Genomic DNA, 22932 nt, shown 5'->3' on the forward strand with positions numbered 1-22932 from the left:
AACTTTGACACTCTGGACAGCGCGCGGGTCCGTATTGCCGCACTCTGGTAGTCGGAACAGGCCGACGAACCGTGGGAGCCCCGCCATGGCACCGAAGATCCTGATCGTCACCGGCGACGCCGCCGAGTCCCTGGAAGTCCTCTATCCCTACCAGCGGCTGCGCGAAGAGGGGTACGACGTCCACATCGCGGCCCCCGCCCGCAAGACGCTCCGCTTCGTGGTCCACGACTTCGAGCCCGGCTTCGACACGTACACCGAGAAGCCCGGCTACACCTGGCCCGCCGACCTGGCCTTCTCCGAGGTCGACCCCGGGGACTACGTGGCGCTGGTCGTCCCCGGCGGCCGGGCGCCCGAGTACCTGCGCAACGACCCCGAGCTGCGCAAGCTCCTCAAGGCCTTCTTCGACTCGGACCGGCCGGTGGCCCAGATCTGCCACGGCCCGCTGATGACGGCGGCGGTCGGCGCGCTGGCCGGCCGCCATGTCACCGCCTATCCCGCGCTGGAGCTCGACATGCAGACGGCGGGCGCCACCTTCGAGGACCACGAGGCGGTGGTCGACGGCACCCTGGTCTCCTCCCGGGCGTGGCCGGACCACTCGGCGTGGATGCGCGAATTCCTGAAGATCCTCCGCACGAAGGCCCCGGTGACCACCTGACGCTCCCCCGCCGGGTCCTGCCTCACCCGGCGATCTGCTCGGCGAGCTGCGCGGCCTCGGCCAGACTGTCCACCACCGGCACCCCGGCCGCCTCCAGGCTGGACCTGCTGTGCGATCCGCCGGTGTAGAGCACCGCCTTCGCACCGACGTGCGCCGCGGCGACGGCGTCGTCCACCGCGTCGCCGATGACCACCGTGTACTCGGCGGATATCCCGTCCAGCGCGGCGATGTGCCGCTCCATGTGCCGGGCCTTGCTGCCGCCGGACGGCCCGGTGCGCCCGTCGACCCGTACGAAGCGCCGCTCTATGCCGTACCCCCGCACCACGGGGACCAGCTGGTCGTGCCCGTACATGCTCAGGAGGGACTGACTGCGCCCGCCCAGCTGCCACTGCGTGAGCAGTTCCTCGGCCCCCTCGGTGAGTCCGCAGGCGGCCCGCTGCTCGGTGTAGTACCGGTGGAAGATCCCGTCCATCCGCTCCCACTCGGCCTCCGTGGGCAGCCTGCCCATCAGCCGTTCGTAGAAGCGGGGGATCGGTATGCAGTACATCTCGCGGTACTGCTCGAGCGTGATCGGCTCCAGGCCGACCTCGCCGAACGCGGCGTTCGTCGCGCCGACGACCGCTTCGTTGTCGTCGAGCAGTGTGCCGTTCCAGTCCCAGACCAGATGAGTGCGGTGCTTCCCATGCGTCCCCATGCGTAGAAAGTACCCGCCGCCTACGACACCCGTTCGAACTCTGGGCTCCGACTCCGGCCTCTCCGTCGACTTCGCCTTCGCCTTCGCTTCTGCTTCAGCCGATCAGGTTCGGAATCTCCTGGATACCGAACCACAGCAGCTCGTGGTCCTCGGCGCCGTCCACGGTGAACTGCGCATCGTCGTCCCCGAGGTCCGCCGCGCCCAGCGCCGCGGCCGCGGCCGTGACGTCCTTCGTCGCGTCGTCCGCGTCGACATGCACCGCGGCGGCCTTGGCGAGCGCCACGGGAGCGGCGATCCGCACCTCGCCGAGCGAGGACGGGTCGAAACCGTGGTCCGGGTCCGCGACGGCCGAGCCGTCCGGCACCTCGACGGCCACGACGACGCGCCTGCGGACCGCGTCGGGGTTCTGCGCGATCATCCGGAGCGAGGCGGAGGCGGCCCGGTTGAGCGCCGCGTACTCCAGTTCCTCGATGTCGTCCGAGACGTACCACTCACGCAGCGCGGGGGTCACCGCGTAGGCGGTGAGCGGACCGGGGCCGATCTCGCCCGCCCGGTGCGCCGCTGCGAGACCGGACAGGGTCAGAGGGACGTACACGCGCATGGCCGGGTCGCTTTCGTAGTCGGAAACGCCCTCAGGATACGTGTGACGTCCCCCTTTGGGGTCACGTGCACCGATACCGCTCCGTCCACCCGGCAACCGCCCCTCACCCTCCCCGCGCCCGTCTCACGCCCCGCCCGGTGCCGGGCGCATCACCCGGATAGGTGATTCCCCCCGGTCGCTCCCGGCGCCCCGCCTGCGCTTGCGGCCGCCTCGGCCGTCGCCGTAGAAGGTCCACAGCAGAAGTTACCGCCCGGTATAAACCGGGCCTCTGAAGCACGGGGGCGATGATCGATGAGCACGAACAGGACCCGGCCCGCTGGACGACGCGACCAGCGCAGGCCCGAAGCCGTACCGGCGCAGCGCACACGGACTCCCCGGCGCGTACGCCCGCACCACTGGTTCGCCGAACGCCTCCTGGCGGTCCTGAGCGGCCAGCGCCCGGTGCACTGGATGCTCGGCCACACCATCGGCGAGGCCTACGACCAGCTGGCCGAACTGGCCCCCCGCACCCCACTGAGGGCCCGCGGCGCCCGCCCCGTCATCCGCATGTGCCACGGCGCCCAGCCGGCGCCCGGGGTGGTGGAGGCGTGCGCCAGCATCGCGGCGGGCGAGCAGGTACGGGCCATGGCCTTCCGCCTGGAGCAGGGCACCGACCTCCGCTGGCGCTGCGCAGCAGTGGAACTCGGCGACGAACACCTGCGCCCGTCCCCGACCCGCTGACACGCCACCCGGGGAACGGGGTGGGGCGACGGCCCGGCCCGACCACTCTCGCGCCAAGAGAAGGAGGGCGAGCGACAACGACCTGAGAACGGGGGAGCGGGCCTTCGGAGAGGGTCAGCGCCCAACACCGCACCGCTCCCCCTCCAGGCCCCTCTCAGCCACTGCCCGGCCCGCTACCTCTCCCCACCACTCCAAGCCCCTCCAGACCCGCTCCCAGCTCCTCCTGTGGGGGGACGGGCATCACCCCAGCCCCAGGGGCTTCATCAGAACGCTGACGAGTGGCTGGAGCACCGGCTTCGCGAGCGGCTCCTGACTGCCGGCTCCGTCAGGCGTCGGGGGTCATCACGCCGAGGAGGCCGGTCCGGTCCCATGACAGCCGGCAGCTCCGCGAAACGCCGGTCCTGCGAGGCTCCCGCAGCCGGCTCGCTCAGCGCATGAGCCGGGATCGCATAGCCCGCCGCACGAGCCACCCCGTCCACCCGCCACACCGATGCCGAGTCCCCACCCTGGCCGTCCATGCCCGCATGGTGAGCCACAGAGCTTGCCCGAACGCAGAGAGCCGCCCCGGCCCGCCCCTGTCCCCCGGCCATCCAGGCCGTCCGCTCCGGCCCTCCCGACCCCCTCAGCACTCCCGAGCACTCCCACACCCCGGCCCCGTCTCTGCCCCTCCCCCGTCCACCCGTCCACCTCAGCCCGCCCAGCCCGCGCAGCCACCGGGCCGCCCTTTCCGCCCGCCCTCTGCCACCGGCCGCCCCTGCCCATCGGGCTGCGCCCCGCCCCCTCAGCCCCTCCAGCATTTGAGGAGCGGGGTCCGGGGCAGAGCCCCGGTTCGGGAAGGGGCGGGGAGGGGACAGGCCCCGCCCAGCGGCACACCCACCCACACCAAGCAAGCCGCCCGCTCACACCGGCCCCACCCCCACAGGCCACAGCGCGCCCCCCACACCCCACCAACGCAAAACACCGGGGCCGGACGCCCAAACCACGCGCCCGACCCCGGCTACAGCCCAACTACAGCCCGACCACCGCACCGACGTCCGAAGACGTCACCGGCACCCGAGCCCCCTACCGCCGTCGCTACCGCTCCGGCTACTTCTTACGGCGCCGCCCGCCCCCACCATTCTTCTGGGCCTTGCGCCGCTCCGCCCGGGTCAGCCCGTCGGACTCGGACCCCGTCGCACCGTCCCCGTTGGAGAAGTCGCCCTCGACGACCCCGCCCTCCCCGTCCACCGTGGGAGCGGAGAAGTGCAGCCGGTCCGGACGCTGCGGAGCATCGAGCCCCTTGGCCCGGATCTCCGGACGCGCCGCCGGAACGGCGTCCTCCTTGGCCAGCGAGGTCCGCTCGGCCGCCTCGTCCTGCACCGGCACTTCCTCGACCTGCTGCTCGACCTGGACCTCCAGGTTGAACAGGTAGCCGACGGACTCCTCCTTGATGCCCTCCATCATGGCGTTGAACATGTCGAAGCCCTCGCGCTGGTACTCGACCAGCGGGTCCTTCTGCGCCATGGCACGGAGGCCGATGCCCTCCTGGAGGTAGTCCATCTCGTAGAGGTGCTCACGCCACTTGCGGTCCAGGACGGACAGCACCACACGCCGCTCCAGCTCACGCATGATGTCCGAGCCGAGCTGCTTCTCGCGCTCGTCGTACTGCTCGTGGATGTCGTCCTTGATGGACTCGCCGATGAACTCGGCCGTGATCCCGGCCCGGTCCCCGGCCGCCTCCTCCAGCTCGTCGACGGTGACCTTCACCGGGTAGAGCTGCTTGAACGCGCCCCACAGCCGGTCCAGGTCCCACTCCTCCGCGAAGCCCTCGGCGGTCTCCTGGCGGATGTAGTCGTCGATCGTGTCGTCCATGAAGTGGCGGATCTGGTCCTGCAGATCCTCGCCCTCCAGGACCCGGCGACGCTCGCCGTAGATGACCTCACGCTGCCGGTTGAGCACCTCGTCGTACTTCAGGACGTTCTTCCGCGTCTCGAAGTTCTGCTGCTCGACCTGCGACTGCGCCGACGCGATCGCCCGCGTCACCATCTTGTTCTCGATCGGCACATCGTCCGGCACATTGGCCATCGACATGACGCGCTCGACCATCTGCGCCTTGAACAGCCGCATCAGGTCGTCGCCGAGCGACAGGTAGAAGCGGGACTCGCCCGGGTCGCCCTGACGGCCGGAACGGCCACGCAGCTGGTTGTCGATACGCCGCGACTCGTGCCGCTCGGTGCCCAGGACGTACAGCCCGCCGAGCTCCTTGACCTCTTCGAACTCCGCCTTCACGGCCTGCTCGGCCTTCTCCAGCGCGGCGGGCAGCGCGGCCGCCCACTCCTCGACGTGCTCGACGGGGTCGAGGCCGCGCTGGCGCAGCTCCGCCTCGGCGAGGTCGTCGGGGTTGCCACCGAGCTTGATGTCGGTGCCTCGTCCGGCCATGTTCGTCGCGACCGTGACGGCGCCCTTGCGACCGGCCTGGGCGACGATCGTCGCCTCACGGTCGTGCTGCTTGGCGTTGAGGACCTCGTGCTGGACACCGCGCTTGGAGAGCTGCTGCGAGAGGTACTCGGACTTCTCGACCGAAGTGGTGCCGACGAGGATCGGCTGCCCCTTCTCGTGCTTCTCGGCGATGTCGTCGACGACCGCCGCGAACTTCGCGACCTCGGTGCGGTAGATCAGGTCCGACTGGTCGGCACGGACCATCGGCCGGTTGGTCGGGATCGGCACCACGCCGAGCTTGTAGATCTGGTGGAACTCGGCGGCCTCGGTCATCGCCGTACCGGTCATGCCGGAGAGCTTGCCGTAGAGGCGGAAGAAGTTCTGCAGGGTGATCGTGGCGAGGGTCTGGTTCTCGTCCTTGATGTCCACCCCTTCCTTCGCCTCGATCGCCTGGTGCATGCCCTCGTTGTAGCGGCGGCCGGCGAGGATACGGCCGGTGTGCTCGTCGACGATCATGACTTCGCCGTCGATGACGACGTAGTCCTTGTCCTTCTTGAAGAGTTCCTTGGCCTTGATCGCGTTGTTGAGGTACCCGACGAGCGGGGTGTTCACCGACTCGTAGAGGTTCTCGATACCGAGCCAGTCCTCGACCTTCGAGACACCGGGCTCGTGGATGGCGACGGTCCGCTTCTTCTCGTCGACCTCGTAGTCGCCGGTCTCCTCGATGCCCTTGAGCGGGTTGCCCGCCTCGCCCTTGGTCAGCCGCGTGACCAGCTTGGCGAAGTCGCCGTACCACTTGGTGGCCTGGTCGGCCGGGCCGGAGATGATCAGCGGCGTACGGGCCTCGTCGACGAGGATCGAGTCGACCTCGTCGACCACGGCGAAGTTGTGACCGCGCTGGACGAGCTCGTCGGCCGACCACGCCATGTTGTCGCGGAGGTAGTCGAAGCCGAACTCGTTGTTCGTGCCGTACGTGATGTCGCAGGCGTACTGCTCACGGCGCTGGGCCGGCGTCATGTTGGCGATGATGCAGCCGACGGTCAGACCCAGGAACTTGTGGACGCGGCCCATCAGTTCGGAGTCGCGCTCGGCCAGGTAGTCGTTGACCGTGATCAGGTGCACGCCCTTGCCGGAGAGCGCGTTGAGGTACGCCGGCAGGGTGCCGACCAGGGTCTTGCCCTCGCCGGTCTTCATCTCGGCCACATAGCCGAGGTGGAGGGCTGCGCCGCCCATCATCTGAACGTCGTAGTGGCGCTGTCCGAGGACCCGCTTGGCGGCCTCACGGACGGTCGCGAATGCCTCGGGGAGCAGGTCGTCCAGGCTCTCGCCGTCCGCGTACCGTTCCTTGTACTCGTCGGTGAGCGCCCGCAGCTCGGCGTCGGAGAGGTTGACGAAGTCCTCTTCGATGGAGCTGACCTGGTCCGCGATGCGGTGCAGTTTGCGCAGGATCTTGCCTTCGCCTGCACGCATGAGCTTGTTGAAGACGGACACTGAGGCTGGTCTCCTTGCCGGTCGGGCCTGGCACTGGGTCGTGTTATGGACTCTGGCGCGGGCACGGCAGGTGGGCCCCACCGCAACGGCCATCGTAAGCGAGGACCCCGCCGCGCCGGGAGGGCTGCCGCCCCGTCGGCCCCGCCGTCCCCTCCGAGTCAACGGCCGGAGAGCGCCGAAGGTGCCGGGAAGTCCGAAAAGTGTTCGCTTCACACACGGCCCCTCGCCAGAATCCGTACATGGAGCCGATCACCCTCACCAGCGACCGTCTGCTGCTGCGCCCCTTCACCGGCGGCGACACGGACGCGATACACGCCGCCTGTCAGGACCCGGACATCCAGCGGTGGACGGTGGTGCCCTCCCCGTACAACCGCGCCGACGCGGAACTCTTCACGGAGAAGCTCTGCCCCGGCGGCTGGCACGACGACTCCATGTACAACTTCGCGGTGGTCCTGCGCGGGAGCGGGGCCCTGACCGGCGCCCTCGGCATCAACCGCCGCAACCTCCCCGGCACGTACGAGGTGGGCTTCTGGACCGCCGTCGACCACCGGGGCCGCGGCTACATGACGGAGGCGGTGCTGACCGCGGCCCGCTGGACCTTCACCGTCCTCGGCGGTGACCGGCTGGAGTGGCGCGCCGAGGTGGGCAACGTCCCCTCGCGTGCCGTGGCGCTGAGGACGGGGTTCCGGATGGAGGGCGAGCAGCGGTCGGGCCTGCTCAACAAGGGAGTACGCCGCGACTCCTGGATCGGCGCGCTGCTCCCTTCCGACCTCGGCCTGCCGGGCACCGAGGCCTATCTGCCCGCCCCCTGACGGGCTCCACGGGCTCCCCGGCCGGATGTCAGTGGCTGCCTCTAGGGTGCGGGGCATGACGTCTGTGCCGCCTCCCGCCGTTGAACTCTCCGCCGACCAGGCGCGCAGGATCGCCCTGCGCGCCCAGGGCTTCCTCGGCGCTCCGGACCATCGGGCCGGGGTTCCCGGTGTGCTGCGGCATCTCGGCGCCGTACAGCTCGACACGATCTCGGTGCTCGCGCGATCGCACGAGCTGATTCCCTACGCGCGCCTCGGCGCGGTCGGCCGGCGCTCCGTCGAGGAGGCGTACTGGTCGGGCGGCCGCACCTTCGAGTACTGGTCGCACGCGGCCTGCGTCCTGCCGGTCGAGGAGTGGCCGCACTTCGCCTTCCGCCGCCGCGCCTACCGCTCGCGCCCGCACTGGCACCACGACCTGCCGGACGGCGCGTACGAGACGGTGATCAAGCAGCTGCGCGCCGAGGGCCCGCTGACGGCGACGGAGCTGGGCGGCGCGAAGAACGGCGGCGAGTGGTGGGACTGGTCGGCGTCGAAGGTCGCCGTCGAGCGCGCCCTGATGTACGGCGAGGTGGTGTGCACCGAGCGCCGCGGCTGGAAGCGGGTGTACGACCTCGCGGAGCGGGCCCTGCCCGATGCCGTGCTGCGCGACGAACTGGACGACACCGAGTGCCTGCGCCGGCTGGTCGCCCTCGCCGGGCAGTCCCTGGGGGTGGGCACCCGGGCGGACATCGCGGACTACCACCGGCTGAGGGGCGAGCAGTTCGACGCGGTGGTGGCGGACTCCGGACTGGTGCCGGTGACGGTACGGGGCTGGGCGAAACCGGCCTGGGCGGATCCTGCGGCGCTGGCCTCGGAGCCGCGCGGGCGGCATCGTACGACGCTGCTGTCGCCGTTCGACTCACTGATCTGGGAGCGGGCGCGCACCGAGCGGATCTTCGGTTTCACCCACCGCCTGGAGGCCTACGTCCCCAAGCCCAAGCGGATCCACGGATACTTCGCGATGCCGCTGCTGGCGGGCGGAAAGCTGCAGGGCCGCGTCGACCCGGCGCGCGAGGGCAGCACGCTGGTCGCCCGGCAGGTGTCCCTGGCGGGCAGGAAGGCCGTGGTGCCGATGGCCGAGGCGCTGGTGGAAGCCGCGTCCTGGGTCGGCTGTACGGATGTCCGGCTGGAGCGGGTCGACGCACCGGAACTGCGCGGACCGCTCACCCAGGAAATCGCCCGCGCCCTGGCCTGAGCGCGGGTTCGCCCGCCCTCACCTGATCTCGAGGATCTTCTCCCGCATGGCATAGACCACGGCCTCCATCCTGGAATGCAGCTGCAGCTTCTCCAGAATGTTGCGGACATGGTTCTTCACGGTGTTCTCGGAAATGAACAGTTCCTTCGCGATATCGCGATTGTTCATGCCCGTCGCGACGAGTTTGAGGACTTCGAGTTCCCGGTCGGTGAGCCGGGGCGCGGGTACCAGCCGGCGCTCGTCGGTCCGCTGGATCATCGACTTGAACTCGGTGAGCAGTTTGGACGCCATGGAGGGACTGATCTGGGACTGCCCGTCGGCGACCGCGCGAATGGCCGTGGCCACTTCGTCCGTGGAGATCTCCTTGAGGAGATAGCCGGTGGCGCCGGCCTTGATCGCGTCGTAGAGGTCGGCCTCCTCGTCGCTGATCGTCAGCATGATGATCTTCGCACTGGGGGCCACCTCCTTGATGGATGTGCAGGCCTCGATGCCTCCGCGCTTGGGCATCCGTACGTCCATCAGCACGATGTCGGGAAGCAGATCGGCCGCCTTGTCGACCGCCTCCGACCCGTCACCCGCCTCACCGACGACCTGGATGTCCTCCTCCTGGGCGAGGACGATCTCCAGGCCTCTGCGGAAGAGTGCGTGGTCGTCGACCACGAGGACCCTGATCGGCTCCTTGCGGAAACCACTGTCCATGTCCGCGCCGGTGCCGGCTCCGGCGATCTCGTCGGAATCATTCGCATCGCGCATGGGCCCGAAGGTGTCCGCCATCGTTCCTCCCCCTGAAGGCCGTGGCCTGAAGTTCACACACTGTCCACCAACGGCAGTTCACAGAGCACCGGTTGGCTTGGGACGCCATGATTCCATGCCTGGACGACGAAGCGGTGATCCCGTGGTCGCACGCGGGTGCCCCTGGGGGCGCACAGGCACTCCAGGGGCACCGCGGAAGCGTGGCATCAGCCGCCGAGCGCACCGCCTGCGCCGCCCGCCTCGTCGGCGGCCAGCGGGTCGGTCCTCAGGTGGATGACACCGTAGTCATAGGCATGCCGTCGGTAGACGACACTGGGTTCCTTCGTCTCGGAGTCGACGAACAGATAGAAGTCGTGCCCGACCAGCTCCATCTCGTAGAGCGCCTGGTCGAGCGACATCGGTGCGGCGACATGCGTCTTCTCGCGCATCACCAGCGGACCCTCGCCCTGAACCTCCAGCGAGCCGAACCTGGTGGTGGGCACGGACTCGGCCGACTCATTGACGATCAGGTCGCCCTCGCCGTTGAACGACGCCGCACCCGGCACGGTCTCGGCGACCTCAGCAGCGGGAATCCGGCCATTGCCGCGGCGGCTGTAGCGCTTGTCGTGCTGCTTGCGCAGCCGCGCCTCCAGCTTGCCGGTGGCCAGGTCCAGCGCTGCGTACGCGTCACCCGCGGCCGCTTCCGCCCGGATGACCGGACCACGCGAGCGAAGCGTGATCTCCACCCGGTCGGAACGGTCGGCCTGACGGGGGTTCGGCTCCTTGGACACCTCGACGTCGAGGCTGATCACCTTGCCGTCGAACTTCTGGATCTTGTCCAGCTTCAGCTTCTCGGCCACGTGCTTGCGGAACCGCTCGGGCACCTCGGTCTTGCGGCCCTTGACGACGATGTCCACGCAGAACTCCGTTCCCGGATCGCTCCGCTCAGGGGCGGAGCATCTCCCTTTTGCACCAGGCCCCGGTGACAACCGGAGCCGCGGACTCGGTGACTTCCACCTCCTCCTCCCCCATCGGTGAGGTCTCCACCCCACCGAATTTCCAGCCTCTGGACCACTGGTGTGTCGCCTGCCCGAAACCTGGCGGTGCATTCATCGAGGTCTGGCATTCACCATTCCTCACCACCGAACATAGCCTGCCTGGCCGGATGTCGGCACCCGCTACTCGCGCGTACCTCCGTTCGGGCTGTTTTCGTCACTCATTACCTGCAACGATGCAAGTTCACTGACAGTTCCGGTTTATTTCGAAGGCCGAGGGAGATACTGCGACAACGGCCGCCTGCCCGCCGCCGGGAACGCGCGCGTGTCCGCATGCCGCCCCCACCGCCCGGGCCGCCTCGGCGAGCGAGGCCCCCGTCGTCAGAAGGTCGTCCACCAGCACCACCTGTCCGGCCGCGAGCAGCCGCTCGCCCCCGGTCACGACCTCCAGCGCCCCCGCCAGATTCGCCTGCCTCTGACGGGCGCCCAGCCCCGCCTGGTCGGCCACCGCGCGCCGCTGCCGGAGCACCGCTACCACCTGGGCCCGGATGCCGCCGCGCCTCAGCTCCCCCGCCGCGGCCAGCGCAATCCGGCGCGTCGGATCATGGCCCCGTGCCGCCACCGCCCGCCGCGCCGACGGCACAGGCACGAGCAGCAGCGGCCCTGCGCCACCCGCATGCCCCGTCCCGGCCCGCACGGCCCCTGCCAGTGCCTTGCCGAGCGCCCCGGCCAGCCCCAGCTCACCCCGCTCCTTATGGGCCAGCAGCGCGGCGCGTACCGCGTTCTCGTACGCGGCGGCCGCGTACACCACCGGCAGGCCCACGGGCTCCGGGTGGGGCCGCACCCGGAGCACCGCCCCACCGTGGAGCTCCGCACGGCATTCCTCGCACAGCTGCACGCGCGGCCTGCCGCAGCCGCCGCAGGACACCGGCAGCACCAGGCCGGAGATCTCCCGCCACCACCCCCGCATCACTCCACTGTGCTCTTCCCGGCGCGAGCGGGCCACCCCTGTGGAAAACGGCAGGCCAACCCTGTGGAAAGCGCGGAACGGGCCTTACGGAAAGCGCGGAACGGTCCTGGCGGCGCCTCAGCCCGGGTAGACCAGCGACGAGCCCCCCTTGACCACCGTCTGCCAGTTGTCTCCGGGCGACAGCTTCACGATCCCGTCGCTGGACGTGGCCGCCATCAGCGGAAGCTGCTCGTCGTCCGCCGCCGCGACCGACGACACCTGGTTCACGCCCGGCAGCACGCCCGACGCGGACGTCGAACCGTCCGCCTGCACATAGCGCACCTGCTGGACGCCGCCCTGCTCCTTGCCGACCACCACGAGGCGACTGCGGCCCGACCACGACATAGCCGTCACATCCGCCAGCTGCGGCGCCGCCTGACGCAGCTCCACCACGGACACCTGCTGCTCCGACGCCGGCCCGCGCCGCTCGATCCGGCCGATCTTCAGCGTGGTGCGGTTGTCCTGGTCCACCAGCAGGGCTATCCGCACTCCGTCCGCGGACATGCGCAGCGCCTCGATCCGACCGCCGCCCAGGTCGGGCACGGCGACCTCCTGCGGCTTGCCGGTACCACCGGCCAGTCGCAGCAGTCTGGTGTTGTCGGGATCCCGGTCGGCCACCCACAGGTCCCCCCGGCCGTCCCAGCTCGGCGTCGACAGACGGTTCTTCGCATCGTGGGCCCCGCTGGTCACCGAGGCCATGGGGAGCTCGCCGTCCGAGACGATGGACGAGACGTAGAGAGACACCCCGTCGCGCGAGACCGCCGCCGCCGACTGCTCGTCCCTGGCCACACCGACCGTCCCCATCCGCACCGGCCCGTCACCGAACGGACCGGTCACCGCCTCCGGGGCTCCACTGCCCTTGGTGCTGCCGGGAATGCGTTCCACATGCCCCTTGTCATCGATGAAGTACTGGCTGTCCGGACCGCTCGACGAACCGTCAGGCGCGAACTCCTCCGCCTGGTCCGCCCCGAGCAGGCACAACGGGGAACCGTCGGAGCGCTGCAGCTCGACCTGCTCGACCCGTGCGGATGTCAGATCCCTGAGGGTGTAGAGGATCTGCGAGGCCATCATGCGGCAGGAACGCTGCCCGACGCCGTCCGCCTTCTTGTCGAGCGGGACCTTCAGTACGTTGCGGTCGTCGGGCGCCAGCGAAGTGACCCCCTTCTTCAGCGCCGTACCGGGAGGGAACCGGGACGCGACCACCGGCCGCAGCCAACTGGTCGGCCCCGCAAGGAGGCTGCGCACGGACTGCGTCACGGTGTCCATCCCCGTGACGGGGTCCGTCCGGCTGCGGAGATAGACGGGGTCGGCGACCAGGGTCGACTGCACCTCGGACCGACCCGCCGCGAAGTAGTACTTGTTGACGGAGCGGTAGAGGCGCTTGAAGTCGGACTGCCCGAGCAGAAGACCGTCCGGCACCAGGTCGATCCGCCACTCCTTGCCGTCCGGTCCGTTCTCCTTCACCAGATGCAGGGTCTGGTTGTAGTCGGTGGGCGCGAGCGGCTGATAGGCGCTCTGGGCGTCGACCGTCGCCACCTTCTCACCGGTCAGGGTGTAGGTGACCTCGGTGATGTTGCGGTCGCTGTCGCGCAGAGGGCGGTCGTTCCTGTTCGGCGCCTTGGTGAGCACGGTGGTGAACGCGTTCGGCTTCCACGTCTCGGCCGCCTTCTTCGTCAGGTACTGACGGGTCGTCCTGAAGCGCGGGTCATCACTGGTCATGGACTCCAGGAAGCCGTCGACCACCTCGTCGGGCGTGGCGTTGTCGCGCGGCGCGACGGCGTACACCTGCACCTGGGAATCGCCGGGCTGCGAGGCGTCGACGGCCTTGACGTCCCCGGTGACGGGCATCGAGCCGCACGCGGACAGCAGCACCATGCCGCATCCGAGCAGTGCGAACAGCCCCGGCACCCGCCCACGGCCGTCCCTGCGACGGTCAGTGCCCACGATTCGTGTCCCCCCGCTCCGGGTTCTGCGCCCCGGTGTCGAATTCGCCGCCCGGCCGGTCCTCGGCGGGGCGCGCGACCACCCGTGCGCCGCTCCCCGGAAGGGCCGCCGGATGCACCGAGGCCGGCGCCGTCCGCGGTGCCACGGAAGCACGGGACGTCGCGGGCAGTGCGGGCCGGTCACTGCCGCCGGGTTGAGCCGGCACAGCCGCCAGCCGGTGCTCGCTCCCGGTCTTCGGCACGGCCGGGGCCCGCTCCCGGCTCTCCCGGTTGCGACGGGAGTCCTCGGGTTCCAGCGGTATCGGCGATCCGCGCAGCGGCTCGTCCGCCGTACGCGGCAGAGTCAGCCGGAACTGCGAACCGCCACCGGGCTCGCCCCATGCCTGCAGCCACCCGCCGTGCAGCCGGGCGTCCTCCACCGCGATGGAGAGCCCGAGCCCCGTACCGCCGGTCGTCCGCGCACGAGCCGGGTCCGCCCGCCAGAAACGGTTGAACACCCGCGTCGCCTCGCCCGGCTTGAGCCCCACTCCGTAGTCCCGGACGGCCACGGCGACCGCACCTCCGGCCACCCCCATCCGCACCACGACGTCCCGGCCCTCACCGTGCTCGACGGCGTTGACCACGAGGTTGCGCAGGACGCGCTCGACACGCCGCGCGTCGGCCTCCGCGATCACCGGCTGCTCGTCGCCGACCACCCGGATCCGGGTGCCCTTGCGCTCGGCCAGCGGCTCGGCCCCGCCGATCACCCGTCGTACGACCTGCCGCAGATCTATCGGCTCCGCCTCCAGCGCCGCGGCGCCCGCGTCGAACCGGCTGATCTCCAGCAGATCGGAGAGCAGCGACTCGAACCGGTCGAGCTGGTCCCCCAGCAGCTCCGCCGAGCGCGCCGTCACGGGGTCGAAGTCGCTACGGGCCTCGTGGATGACGTCGGCGGCCATCCGTACGGTCGTCAGCGGCGTCCTCAGCTCGTGGGAGACGTCGGAGACGAAGCGCCGCTGCATCCGGGAGAGCTCCTCCAACTGCTGGATCTTCAGCTGCAGGTTCTGCGCCATCTTGTTGAAGGCCTCACCGAGCCGGGCGATGTCGTCCTCGCCGGTGACCTTCATCCGCTCCTGGAGCCGGCCCGCGGAGAGCCGCTCGGCGATGCCGGCCGCCATGCGTACGGGCGTGACGACCTGCCGCACCACGAACCAGGCGATGGCCCCGAGCAGCACGACCACGAAGAGCCCCGCGGTCGCCAGCGTGCCCTTGATCAGCGTCAGCGACTTCTCCTCCTGCGTCAGCGGGAAGAGGTAGTAGAGCTGGTACGGATTGTGGTCAATGTCGTAGAGCCGCTTGCCCACGACGAGTCCGGGCTGCGGGGCCTGCCCGTTCGCGTACTGGATCTCGGAGTACGTCTGGAACGCCCCGGGCCCCTTGTTCACGGCGTCCCGCAGGCGTTGCGGGATACTCACCGCCTCCACGCTGCCCGAGCCGCGCGGGGCACGCGTTCCCTCGTCGGCGCTGAGCGCCACCACGTTGAAGGCGTTCTTCCCGCCGCTGGCGAGCTGGTCGACGAGCTCGGTCCGCCAGGAGTTGTTGGCGGTGGTGCCGTCCGTCGTGTCGCCGCCCTGACCACCTGGGGTGAGCGGGGCGTTCGCCTTCTCCTGCGCAGCGGCGAAACCGCCGGCCGCCTGTGTCTGGGCGGCCTTGCCCTTGGCATCGAGCAGGCCGTTGCGCACCTGCCCGATCACGACCAGCCCGAGGAGCAGCACCACACCGAGCGACATGAGCAGCGTGCCCGCGACAACCCGCAGCTGGAGGTTGCGCCGCCAGAGCCGTACGGCGGGCAGCAGCGGACGCCGCACCCAACGCATCAGCAGTCGCGGCACAGGTCCGCCGGGCGCCCGGTCGTGGAACAACCGGCCGCCCTGCAGGAAGCGCCCGATCCGGGACGCCCTGTGTGCCGGACCGGCAGCCCGCTCCGCACGGGCTCCCGGCTCCCCGGGCTGCGGAGCAGCGCTACTCGGGGGCATGTCAGCTCGGTCCGGCCTTGTAACCGACCCCTCGGACGGTCACCACGATCTCCGGCCGCTCCGGGTCCTTCTCGACCTTGGAGCGCAGTCGCTGGACATGCACATTCACCAGCCGGGTGTCGGCGGCGTGACGGTATCCCCACACCTGTTCGAGCAGCACTTCACGGGTGAAGACCTGCCACGGCTTACGGGCGAGCGCGACCAGCAGGTCGAACTCCAGCGGGGTGAGGGCGATCGACTGCCCCTCCCGCTTCACCGAGTGACCGGCTACATCGATGACCAGGTCTCCGATGGCCAGCTGCTCAGGCGCCGGTTCCTCGGACCTCCGCAGACGTGCCCTGATCCGGGCGACCAACTCCTTAGGTTTGAACGGCTTGACGATGTAGTCGTCGGCCCCGGACTCCAGGCCCACCACCACGTCAACCGTGTCGCTCTTGGCAGTGAGCATGACGATCGGCACACCCGACTCAGCCCTGATCAGCCTGCAGACCTCGATGCCGTCCCTACCGGGCAGCATGAGATCCAGCAGGACCAGGTCCGGCTTGGCCTCACGAAATGCGGCAAGTGCCTTGTCGCCGTCCGCTACGAACGACGGCTCGAACCCTTCACCACGCAGCACAATCCCGAGCATCTCGGCCAGTGCGGTGTCGTCGTCGACGACAAGGACGCGTCCCTTCATAATCGACATCATCCCATTAGCTAATCGTTACCTGCGATGATCTGGCACACAGCTCTGCCAGCCCGACCCCCGTGACCGGGGAAATCGTGCCCTCTTCCGTGACGATCGCCGTGACCAGCTCCGGCGGCGTGACGTCGAACGCGGGGTTGTACGCGGCGGTGCCCACCGGTGCCACCAGCAGTCCGCCGGCACCCGCACCCACCGCCCCGGCCCGCAGCGATGTGAGCTCCGTCACTTCAGCGCCCGGCCGCTGCTCGACGACGATCGATGCCCCGTCCGCGGTGTCCAGATCCACGGTCGTGGTCGGCGCGACCACGATGAACGGTACGTGGTGGTACTTCGCGAGCACCGCCAGCGGATAGCTCCCCACCTTGTTCGCCACCGACCCGTCGGCAGCGATGCGGTCCGCACCGATGAGCACGGCGTCCACCTCCCCCGCGGCGAACAGCGACCCCGCGGCGTTGTCCGTGAGCAGGCTGTACGGCATTCCCTTGCGCGCCGCCTCGTACGCCGTCAGCCGGGCTCCTTGGAGCAGCGGACGCGTCTCGTCCACCCACAACCGCCGCAGCCGCCCCTCCCGGTGCGCCCCGAGCGCCACCGCGAAGGCGGTGCCCTCACCACCGGAGACGAGCGCCCCGGTATTGCAGTGCGTCAGCAGGCGATGCCCACCACCATCGGGCAGCAGCTCGTCCAACAGGGCAAGGCCGTACCGCGCCATGCGCCCACTGGCCTCGGCATCCTCCCGGTGCAGCGCCCTGGCCTCGGCCAGCGCCACCGCCGCGGCCCGCTCCTGGTCCGCCCCCTTCCCGACGGCCTCCCGATACGCCCCGACGGCCCGCCTCACCCCGTAACCGAGATTCACCGCGGTGGGCCGCGCCCGCTCCAGCAGCTCCGCGGCCTCCGCCACGTCGTTGCCCCGCACGGCGGCGAGCGCCACGCCATAGGCACCCGCGATTCCCAGCAACGGGGCGCCTCGGACCGCGAGCGTCCGGATCGCCCGCACCAGGGCGGACACATCGGTGCACACGAACTCGGCCTCCTCCGCCGGCAGCCGCGTCTGGTCGAGGAGCACCAGCGCGGGACCTTCCGGAGGCTCGACCCAGCGAAGCACGGGAAGCGGTGGAGACTCGATGCCCACCGGCGGTTGCGCGTCCTGATCAGCCATCTGCCCAGTCTGCCCGGTGAGCCGCCCACAAATGAAGGTACGAAGGAGATGGAGCGCCCGGCCCATAGCGGAGCAACGCGTGGCACGATGGCTGCCAACCTGCCGCGCCGATGAGCGGACAGGACCATGAAGGAGCGAGAATGAACGACACTCCGGGCTGGGCCTCGCCCGGATCTGCCCCCTCCGAGGGCCAGGGCGCCGACGTTCCCCGGCCCTCCGAGCCCGTCGACGGCAGCGGCCCGGCAGGGAACTGGTCTCCCACGCAGCCGCCCGCAGGGCAGTGGTCCCCACCGAGCGCTCCCGGCACAGGTCCTGGCGCCCCACCCCCCACCGCGGGCTGGGGTGGCGGGCCTCAGGGGCCCGGCTGGGGACAGCCGCCTCTTGCGGCCAAGCCCGGTGTCATCCCGCTCCGGCCTCTCGGCGTCGGTGAGATCCTCGACGGCGCGGTCTCCACGATGCGCGCCCACTGGCGCACGGTCCTCGGCATCACACTCACCGTGTCCGTGATCGCCCAGGTAGCGATCATCCTCGTGGAACGCTTCCTGCTGCCGGAACCTGCGCGGATCGATCCGAACGCCACCGGCACGGAAGCGCTGCGGCAGGCCGCCGACTCGGCCCAGTCGACCGTGTTCAACAGCGTGCCGTCCATGCTCATCACCATGATCGCCACGCTGATCACGACGTCTGTGCTGACCGTGGTGATCAGCCGCTCGGTGCTGGGCCGGACCGTGACGCTTTCCGAAGCCTGGGCCGAGGCACGGCCCCGGCTTCCCCAGCTGCTGGGGCTGACCCTGCTGCTGGCCCTGATCAGCGCCGCCATCATGGCAGTGGGCCTGCTGCCGGGCATGCTCATCGGCTCCGCCGCGGGTGCCGGACTCGTCCTCGTCGGGTTCATGGCCGCGTTCGTCGTCGTCATCTGGCTGATGGTCCGCTTCTGCCTCGCTTCGCCGGCCCTGATGCTGGAGCGGCAGTCGATCACGACCTCCATGCGCCGTTCCGCGAAGCTCGTCCAGGGCGCCTGGTGGCGGACCTTCGGTGTCCTGGCGCTGACCGGGCTGCTGACCTTCATCGTGGCCCTGATCATCGCCATCCCGTTCGGTGTCATCGGGATGGCCGTGGACGGCGAGGGAATCGGCTCCGCCCTCACGAACGGCTCCGCGGACTTCGGCTGGCCCTTCCTGATCGTCTCCGGCATCGGCGAGGTGATCGTCGCGACGATCACGTACCCGCTCTCCGCCGGCGTGATGGCACTGCTCTACATCGACCAGCGCATCCGCCGTGAGGCACTCGACCTCGAACTCGCCCGGGCAGCAGGCCTGCCGGGATACGACACCAGGAGCTGATGCCGTGTCGGGGGCGGGGGGCACCACAGCAGTACGGCTACTGATCCGCGCGAGCGGCGACATACCCGTGGACACTCCACGTGTCCCCGCCCGCGAGGCAGCGGAGCACGAACTGTCCAAACCGATGTACCACGAGAACGATCCCAACCTTCTCCAGAGGGGCCTCGACCGGCTCTGGGACTGGATCGGCGGCCTCCTGGACACGGCCTCCGGCGCCGCACCGGGTGGACCGATCGGCCTGATCGTGCTTGTACTGCTCGCCATCGGCCTGGTTGCCGCGCTCTGGTGGCGACTGGGCACTCCACGCCGCACCGTGCGTTCCGCGGACGCGCTCTTCGACGACAGTCCCCGCAGCGCGGCCGAACACCGTAAGGCAGCCGAGGCGCACGCCGCCGCCCAATGCTGGAACGAGGCGGTCCAGGAACGAATGCGTGCCATCGTCCGCTCCTTGGAGGAGCGCGCCCTGCTCGACCCCCGCCCCGGGCGCACCGCCGACGAGGCCGCCGCAGAAGCAGGCCGTCCACTGCCCGCGCACGCAACACGACTCCACGCCGCCGCCAGAGAATTCGACGACGTCACATACGGCGGCCGCTCCGCCGACCAGCAGGCGTATCTGGCCGTACGAGCTCTGGACCTCGATCTCGAAACCGCCAAGCCTCTCCTGACAACCGCGGCCCGGGGAGCAGCCGAATGACCGAGGTCACCGCCGCCCCCACCTCCGAGGCCCTCACCCCTCACCAGATCTGGGTCCGCGTCCGCGGTCTGCTCCTCGCCCTCCTGGTACTCGTCGTCGCCGGAATCGCGCTGGCGACCGTCCGCTCCGGCGACCAGCACGGCCGCCTCGACCCTCGCTCCGCCGACCGCTACGGCAGCCGAGCCGTCGCCGAGCTCCTCAAGGAACGCGGCGTCTCCGTTGACGTGGTCACCACGCTGGACGACGCCACCGCCGAGCTCGGCCCCGACACCACGTTGCTCGTCACCTCCCCCAATCTGCTGGCACCGCGCCGGCAGAGCGAACTCCGTGCCGCGACCGACAGCGCGGCCGGCCGCACCGTCCTGCTCGCACCGGGCCCGACCTCCGTGCACACACTGGTCCCAGGTGTCACGGCAGAGTCCGCCGGACCGGTAGCCCCCCGCACCCCCGAGTGCTCCCTGCCCGCCGCCCGCAGCGCCGGCGACGTCGAAACGGGAGGCTTCCGCTACGCCTCGTCCGGACTCGACAGCGTCGGCTGCTTCCCGAGCGGCGGCCTTCCCACCGTGCTCCTGGTCGAACAGGGCGCGGGCGAGACCGTGCTCCTCGGTTCCCCCGACCTTCTCCACAACGACAGACTCGCCAACCAGGGCAACGCGTCCCTGGCCCTGCAGCTTCTCGGTTCCCGTCCTCATCTGATCTGGTACCTCCCCTCACTCGCTGATTCATCGGCCGCCGCCGAGGACGGGGGCACCGGTGGCGACGGCACCTCCGACGACCGCAGCTTCGCCGACTTGATCCCCCGGGGCTGGTTGTGGGGCACGCTGCAACTCGCGCTGGCCGCCCTGCTCGCCGCCATCTGGCGCGCCCGCCGTCTCGGCCCCCTGGTGACCGAACGGCTGCCCGTCGCCATCCGCGCTTCTGAATCCACCGAGGGCCGTGCCCGCCTCTACTACAAGGCGAACGCCCGCGACCGGGCCGCCGACTCACTGCGCTCCGCCACCCGCACCCGCATCGCCCCGCTCATCGGCGTCTCCCCACAGGACGCCCATTCCCCCTCAACACTCGTCCCTGCCGTTTGCACCCGCCTGAACAACACTGACGACAGCCTCCAGACATTGCTCTTCGGACCAGCCCCGTCCGACGATGCCGCTCTCGTCCAACTGGCAGACCAACTCGACACCCTCGAAAGAGAGGTACGCACGTCATGAGCGCCCCGCCCCCCGTGTCCGCCGAGACCACCGCGCCCCTCGGGAACGGCGACACAGCCCGCGCGTCTCTGGAAGCGCTGCGCTCAGAGATCGCCAAGGCGGTGGTCGGTCAGGACCCTGCCGTCACCGGACTCGTCGTCGCTCTGCTCTGCCGCGGCCACGTCCTCCTCGAAGGCGTCCCCGGAGTAGCCAAGACCCTCTTGGTCCGGGCACTCGCCGCATCGCTCGAACTCGACACCAAGCGCGTCCAGTTCACCCCCGACCTGATGCCCAGCGATGTCACCGGCTCACTGGTCTACGACGCCCGAACGGCCGAGTTCTCGTTCCAGCCCGGTCCCGTCTTCACCAACCTGCTTCTCGCCGACGAGGTCAACCGCACCCCTCCCAAGACACAGTCCTCCCTCCTGGAGGCCATGGAAGAGCGCCAGGTCACCGTCGATGGAACCCCCCGGCAGCTGCCCGACCCCTTCCTCGTCGCCGCCACACAGAATCCCGTCGAGTACGAGGGCACCTACCCTCTCCCCGAGGCCCAACTGGACCGGTTTCTCCTCAAACTGACGGTGCCCCTGCCCTCACGGGAAGAGGAGATCAACGTTCTCACCCGTCATTCCGAGGGCTTCAATCCGCGTGACCTCAAGTCGGCCGGCATACGCCCCGTCGCAGGCCCGTCCGATCTGGAGGCCGCCCGCAACGCAGTCGCCCGGACCAAGGTCTCTCCCGAGATCGCCGGCTATGTCGTCGATATCTGCCGTGCCACGCGTGAATCCCCCTCGCTCTCCCTCGGCGTCTCTCCCCGAGGCGCCACCGCCCTGCTGTCGACCGCACGCGCCTGGGCCTGGCTCACCGGCCGTGACTACGTCATTCCGGATGACGTCAAAGCCCTGGCGCTCCCCACACTTCGTCATCGCATCCAGTTGCGGCCCGAGGCGGAGATGGAGGGTGTCACCCCCGACTCCGTCATCACAGCCGTCCTCGCCCACGTCCCCGTACCCCGATGAGGCGGTAACCGTGGCCCTCACTGGACGTACCGCCTTGCTGGCCGCCCTGGGGTCACTCCCTGTAGGCATCCTGGCTCCCAGCTGGACCGGGATGCTGGCAGTCAACGCACCGCTCTCTTTGGCAATTCTGTGCGACTACGCCCTGGCAGCACCAGTGCGAACGCTTCAGTTCACTCGATCTGGCGATACAAGCGTTCGACTTGGTGAAACGGCCGAAGTGCAACTCACCGTAAGCAATCCTTCCCGCCGCAGGCTGCGGGCACACCTTCGCGACGCCTGGCCGCCCAGCAGCTGGCCCACCGGCACGGACCAGGCTTCCTCACGCCACACGCTTTCGGTCCCGGCGGGCGAACGCCGTCGGCTGACCACCTTCCTGAGACCAACACGGCGGGGCGACCGCCGGGCCGAACGCGTCACCGTCCGCTCGTTCGGCCCTCTTGGTCTTGCTGCCCGGCAGGGGAATCACGAGGTCCCGTGGACGGTTCGGGTCCTGCCACCCTTCTCCAGCCGGAAGCACCTGCCGTCCCGCCTCGCCAGACTCCGCGAGCTCGACGGCCGCACCAGTGTCCTCACCCGTGGCGAAGGCACGGAATTCGACAGCCTGCGTGCGTACGTGCCCGGTGATGACACCCGCTCCATCGACTGGCGAGCCACCGCACGTCAGTCGGCCGTCGCAGTGCGTACGTGGCGTCCCGAGCGGGACCGTCACATCCTCGTCGTCCTGGACACCGGCCGTACCTCGGCGGGGCGTGTCGGTGACGTGCCCCGTCTCGATGCCTCTCTGGACGCGGCCCTGCTGCTCACAGCCCTTGCCACTCGTGCGGGCGACCGCGTGGATCTACTCGCCTACGACCGTCGCATCCGCGCGCAGGTCCAGGGCCGGTCCGCAGGAGAGGTCCTGTCGGCCATGGTGAACGCCCTGGCGCCCATCGAGCCGGCACTCGTGGAGACGGATGCCCGAGGTCTCTCCGCCGCCGTGCTCGCCGGTGCGCCCCGTCGCTCCCTGGTCGTGCTGCTCACGGGCCTGGATGCAGCCCCGGTCGAAGAAGGTCTACTCCCTGTACTCCGCCGTCTGACCCAGCGCCATACCGTGCTGGTGGCTTCGGTGGCGGATCCGCACGTCGCGCAGATGGCGAGTGCGAGAGGCACAGTGGACGCGATCTACGAGGCTGCCGCGGGGGAACAGGCCCAGGCAAGGCGGCTCCGCACTGCCGAGCAACTCCAGCGACACGGCGCGGTGGTTGTCGACGCCACTCCGGACAACCTCGCTCCTGCCCTCGCCGATGCCTACCTCGCTCTCAAGGGCGCAGGCCGGCTCTGACACAACCCACCGCCACGAAGTACCGAGCCTTCCCTGGAGAAGGGGCTTGCCATCTCCTCAGGAACGCAGAAAAGCCCCGTGCCACAAGGGCACGGGGCTTTCCCGTAAAAGGAGTTCGGCGGCGTCCTACTCTCCCACAGGGTCCCCCCTGCAGTACCATCGGCGCTGAAAGGCTTAGCTTCCGGGTTCGGAATGTAACCGGGCGTTT

19 protein-coding genes and 1 rRNA gene are annotated in these 22932 nt (G+C 69.9%); 9 read left to right on the top strand and 11 right to left on the bottom strand.

From position 1 onward, the window contains the following. The first annotated feature begins 85 nt into the window (after positions 1 to 85). Positions 86 to 655: a DJ-1/PfpI family protein gene (locus tag ACWCPY_RS10630; protein ID WP_451263941.1), complete on the top strand. Its 570-nt coding sequence runs from the start codon at positions 86 to 88 to the stop codon at positions 653 to 655. Positions 656 to 677: 22 nt separating this feature from the next. On the opposite strand, the gene ACWCPY_RS10635 is transcribed toward ACWCPY_RS10630, so the two are convergent. Beyond that, positions 678 to 1349 (bottom strand): HAD family hydrolase, encoded by a 672-nt coding sequence (locus ACWCPY_RS10635; protein ID WP_451263942.1) that lies wholly within the window; start codon positions 1347 to 1349, stop codon positions 678 to 680. A 94-nt stretch (positions 1350 to 1443) separates the two neighbouring features. Next, the gene (locus tag ACWCPY_RS10640; protein WP_451263943.1) at positions 1444 to 1950 is read right to left on the bottom strand and encodes a DUF6912 family protein; all 507 of its coding nucleotides are present in this window, start codon (positions 1948 to 1950) and stop codon (positions 1444 to 1446) included. Positions 1951 to 2241: 291 nt separating this feature from the next. Between ACWCPY_RS10640 and ACWCPY_RS10645 the strand changes: the two genes are divergently transcribed. After that, positions 2242 to 2670: an Rv3235 family protein gene (locus ACWCPY_RS10645; protein WP_451263944.1), complete on the top strand. Its 429-nt coding sequence runs from the start codon at positions 2242 to 2244 to the stop codon at positions 2668 to 2670. A gap of 1086 nt (positions 2671 to 3756) precedes the next feature. On the opposite strand, the gene secA is transcribed toward ACWCPY_RS10645, so the two are convergent. Continuing rightward, complete coding sequence (secA, locus tag ACWCPY_RS10650) at positions 3757 to 6579, bottom strand: preprotein translocase subunit SecA (protein ID WP_451263945.1); 2823 nt, start codon at positions 6577 to 6579, stop codon at positions 3757 to 3759. A gap of 239 nt (positions 6580 to 6818) precedes the next feature. On the opposite strand from secA, the gene ACWCPY_RS10655 reads away from it, so the two are divergent. Then, positions 6819 to 7391: a GNAT family N-acetyltransferase gene (locus ACWCPY_RS10655; protein ID WP_451263946.1), complete on the top strand. Its 573-nt coding sequence runs from the start codon at positions 6819 to 6821 to the stop codon at positions 7389 to 7391. A gap of 55 nt (positions 7392 to 7446) precedes the next feature. Next, complete coding sequence (locus ACWCPY_RS10660) at positions 7447 to 8622, top strand: winged helix-turn-helix domain-containing protein (RefSeq protein WP_451263947.1); 1176 nt, start codon at positions 7447 to 7449, stop codon at positions 8620 to 8622. Between the two features lie 18 nt (positions 8623 to 8640). Here ACWCPY_RS10660 and ACWCPY_RS10665 read toward each other — a convergent pair whose 3' ends face one another. From ACWCPY_RS10665 to mtnA, 7 genes are all read right to left on the bottom strand, one after another. Further along, the gene (locus ACWCPY_RS10665; RefSeq protein ID WP_362446486.1) at positions 8641 to 9396 is read right to left on the bottom strand and encodes a response regulator transcription factor; all 756 of its coding nucleotides are present in this window, start codon (positions 9394 to 9396) and stop codon (positions 8641 to 8643) included. A gap of 185 nt (positions 9397 to 9581) precedes the next feature. After that, positions 9582 to 10271: a ribosome hibernation-promoting factor, HPF/YfiA family gene (hpf, locus tag ACWCPY_RS10670; protein ID WP_451263948.1), complete on the bottom strand. Its 690-nt coding sequence runs from the start codon at positions 10269 to 10271 to the stop codon at positions 9582 to 9584. 322 nt (positions 10272 to 10593) lie between these two features. Then, positions 10594 to 11319: a ComF family protein gene (locus tag ACWCPY_RS10675; RefSeq protein WP_451263949.1), complete on the bottom strand. Its 726-nt coding sequence runs from the start codon at positions 11317 to 11319 to the stop codon at positions 10594 to 10596. A 117-nt stretch (positions 11320 to 11436) separates the two neighbouring features. Further along, entirely contained in the window at positions 11437 to 13302 is a 1866-nt protein-coding gene (locus ACWCPY_RS10680) for an LpqB family beta-propeller domain-containing protein (protein ID WP_451263950.1), read from the bottom strand. Continuing rightward, positions 13292 to 15316 carry an MtrAB system histidine kinase MtrB gene (gene mtrB, locus ACWCPY_RS10685; protein WP_451263951.1) on the bottom strand — a complete coding sequence of 675 codons (2025 nt, stop codon included), beginning with the start codon at positions 15314 to 15316 and terminating at the stop codon, positions 13292 to 13294. Before mtrB ends, ACWCPY_RS10680 begins: the two co-directional genes overlap by 11 nt. 1 nt (position 15317) lies before the next feature. Further along, positions 15318 to 16007, bottom strand: coding sequence for a two-component system response regulator MtrA (gene mtrA, locus ACWCPY_RS10690; RefSeq protein WP_187438793.1), 690 nt, complete (start codon positions 16005 to 16007; stop codon positions 15318 to 15320). Between the two features lie 4 nt (positions 16008 to 16011). Continuing rightward, positions 16012 to 17160, bottom strand: coding sequence for an S-methyl-5-thioribose-1-phosphate isomerase (gene mtnA, locus ACWCPY_RS10695; protein ID WP_451263952.1), 1149 nt, complete (start codon positions 17158 to 17160; stop codon positions 16012 to 16014). Positions 17161 to 17300: 140 nt separating this feature from the next. Here mtnA and ACWCPY_RS10700 point away from each other — a divergent pair, with 140 nt between their 5' ends. Genes ACWCPY_RS10700 through ACWCPY_RS10720 form a run of 5 tightly spaced genes read left to right on the top strand, consistent with a single transcriptional unit; the run spans position 17301 to position 22724 of the window. Then, positions 17301 to 18503, top strand: coding sequence for a glycerophosphoryl diester phosphodiesterase membrane domain-containing protein (locus ACWCPY_RS10700; RefSeq protein WP_451263953.1), 1203 nt, complete (start codon positions 17301 to 17303; stop codon positions 18501 to 18503). A gap of 4 nt (positions 18504 to 18507) precedes the next feature. Next, positions 18508 to 19197 carry a DUF4129 domain-containing protein gene (locus ACWCPY_RS10705; RefSeq protein ID WP_451263954.1) on the top strand — a complete coding sequence of 230 codons (690 nt, stop codon included), beginning with the start codon at positions 18508 to 18510 and terminating at the stop codon, positions 19195 to 19197. Continuing rightward, a complete protein-coding gene (locus ACWCPY_RS10710) occupies positions 19194 to 20405 on the top strand; it encodes a DUF4350 domain-containing protein (protein WP_451263955.1) in 1212 nt (403 codons plus the stop codon). Before ACWCPY_RS10705 ends, ACWCPY_RS10710 begins: the two co-directional genes overlap by 4 nt. Then, positions 20402 to 21403 carry an AAA family ATPase gene (locus tag ACWCPY_RS10715; protein ID WP_451263956.1) on the top strand — a complete coding sequence of 334 codons (1002 nt, stop codon included), beginning with the start codon at positions 20402 to 20404 and terminating at the stop codon, positions 21401 to 21403. The genes ACWCPY_RS10710 and ACWCPY_RS10715 overlap by 4 nt, the downstream gene beginning before the upstream one ends. A 10-nt stretch (positions 21404 to 21413) precedes the next feature. Further along, on the top strand, positions 21414 to 22724 hold the full coding sequence (locus tag ACWCPY_RS10720) for a DUF58 domain-containing protein (RefSeq protein ID WP_451263957.1): 1311 nt from the start codon (positions 21414 to 21416) through the stop codon (positions 22722 to 22724). Between the two features lie 113 nt (positions 22725 to 22837). Here ACWCPY_RS10720 and rrf read toward each other — a convergent pair. Beyond that, positions 22838 to 22932: ribosomal RNA gene (rrf, locus tag ACWCPY_RS10725) — 5S ribosomal RNA — on the bottom strand; the annotation flags it as partial.

Source organism: Streptomyces sp. NPDC002403 (genome assembly GCF_053593015.1).

Excerpts from the sequence above, each read along its gene's own strand:
- mtnA (WP_451263952.1), bottom strand. The coding sequence starts at position 17,160 with ATGGCTGATCAGGACGCGCAACCGCCGGTGGGCATCGAGTCTCCACCG.
- ACWCPY_RS10645 (WP_451263944.1), top strand. The coding sequence starts at position 2,242 with ATGAGCACGAACAGGACCCGGCCCGCTGGACGACGCGACCAGCGCAGG.
- ACWCPY_RS10655 (WP_451263946.1), top strand. The coding sequence starts at position 6,819 with ATGGAGCCGATCACCCTCACCAGCGACCGTCTGCTGCTGCGCCCCTTC.
- ACWCPY_RS10630 (WP_451263941.1), top strand. The coding sequence starts at position 86 with ATGGCACCGAAGATCCTGATCGTCACCGGCGACGCCGCCGAGTCCCTG.
- ACWCPY_RS10715 (WP_451263956.1), top strand. The coding sequence starts at position 20,402 with ATGAGCGCCCCGCCCCCCGTGTCCGCCGAGACCACCGCGCCCCTCGGG.
- ACWCPY_RS10675 (WP_451263949.1), bottom strand. The coding sequence starts at position 11,319 with ATGCGGGGGTGGTGGCGGGAGATCTCCGGCCTGGTGCTGCCGGTGTCC.
- ACWCPY_RS10640 (WP_451263943.1), bottom strand. The coding sequence starts at position 1,950 with ATGCGCGTGTACGTCCCTCTGACCCTGTCCGGTCTCGCAGCGGCGCAC.
- mtrA (WP_187438793.1), bottom strand. The coding sequence starts at position 16,007 with ATGATGTCGATTATGAAGGGACGCGTCCTTGTCGTCGACGACGACACC.
- ACWCPY_RS10635 (WP_451263942.1), bottom strand. The coding sequence starts at position 1,349 with ATGGGGACGCATGGGAAGCACCGCACTCATCTGGTCTGGGACTGGAAC.
- ACWCPY_RS10660 (WP_451263947.1), top strand. The coding sequence starts at position 7,447 with ATGACGTCTGTGCCGCCTCCCGCCGTTGAACTCTCCGCCGACCAGGCG.
- ACWCPY_RS10665 (WP_362446486.1), bottom strand. The coding sequence starts at position 9,396 with ATGGCGGACACCTTCGGGCCCATGCGCGATGCGAATGATTCCGACGAG.
- ACWCPY_RS10710 (WP_451263955.1), top strand. The coding sequence starts at position 19,194 with ATGACCGAGGTCACCGCCGCCCCCACCTCCGAGGCCCTCACCCCTCAC.
- mtrB (WP_451263951.1), bottom strand. The coding sequence starts at position 15,316 with ATGCCCCCGAGTAGCGCTGCTCCGCAGCCCGGGGAGCCGGGAGCCCGT.
- ACWCPY_RS10700 (WP_451263953.1), top strand. The coding sequence starts at position 17,301 with ATGAACGACACTCCGGGCTGGGCCTCGCCCGGATCTGCCCCCTCCGAG.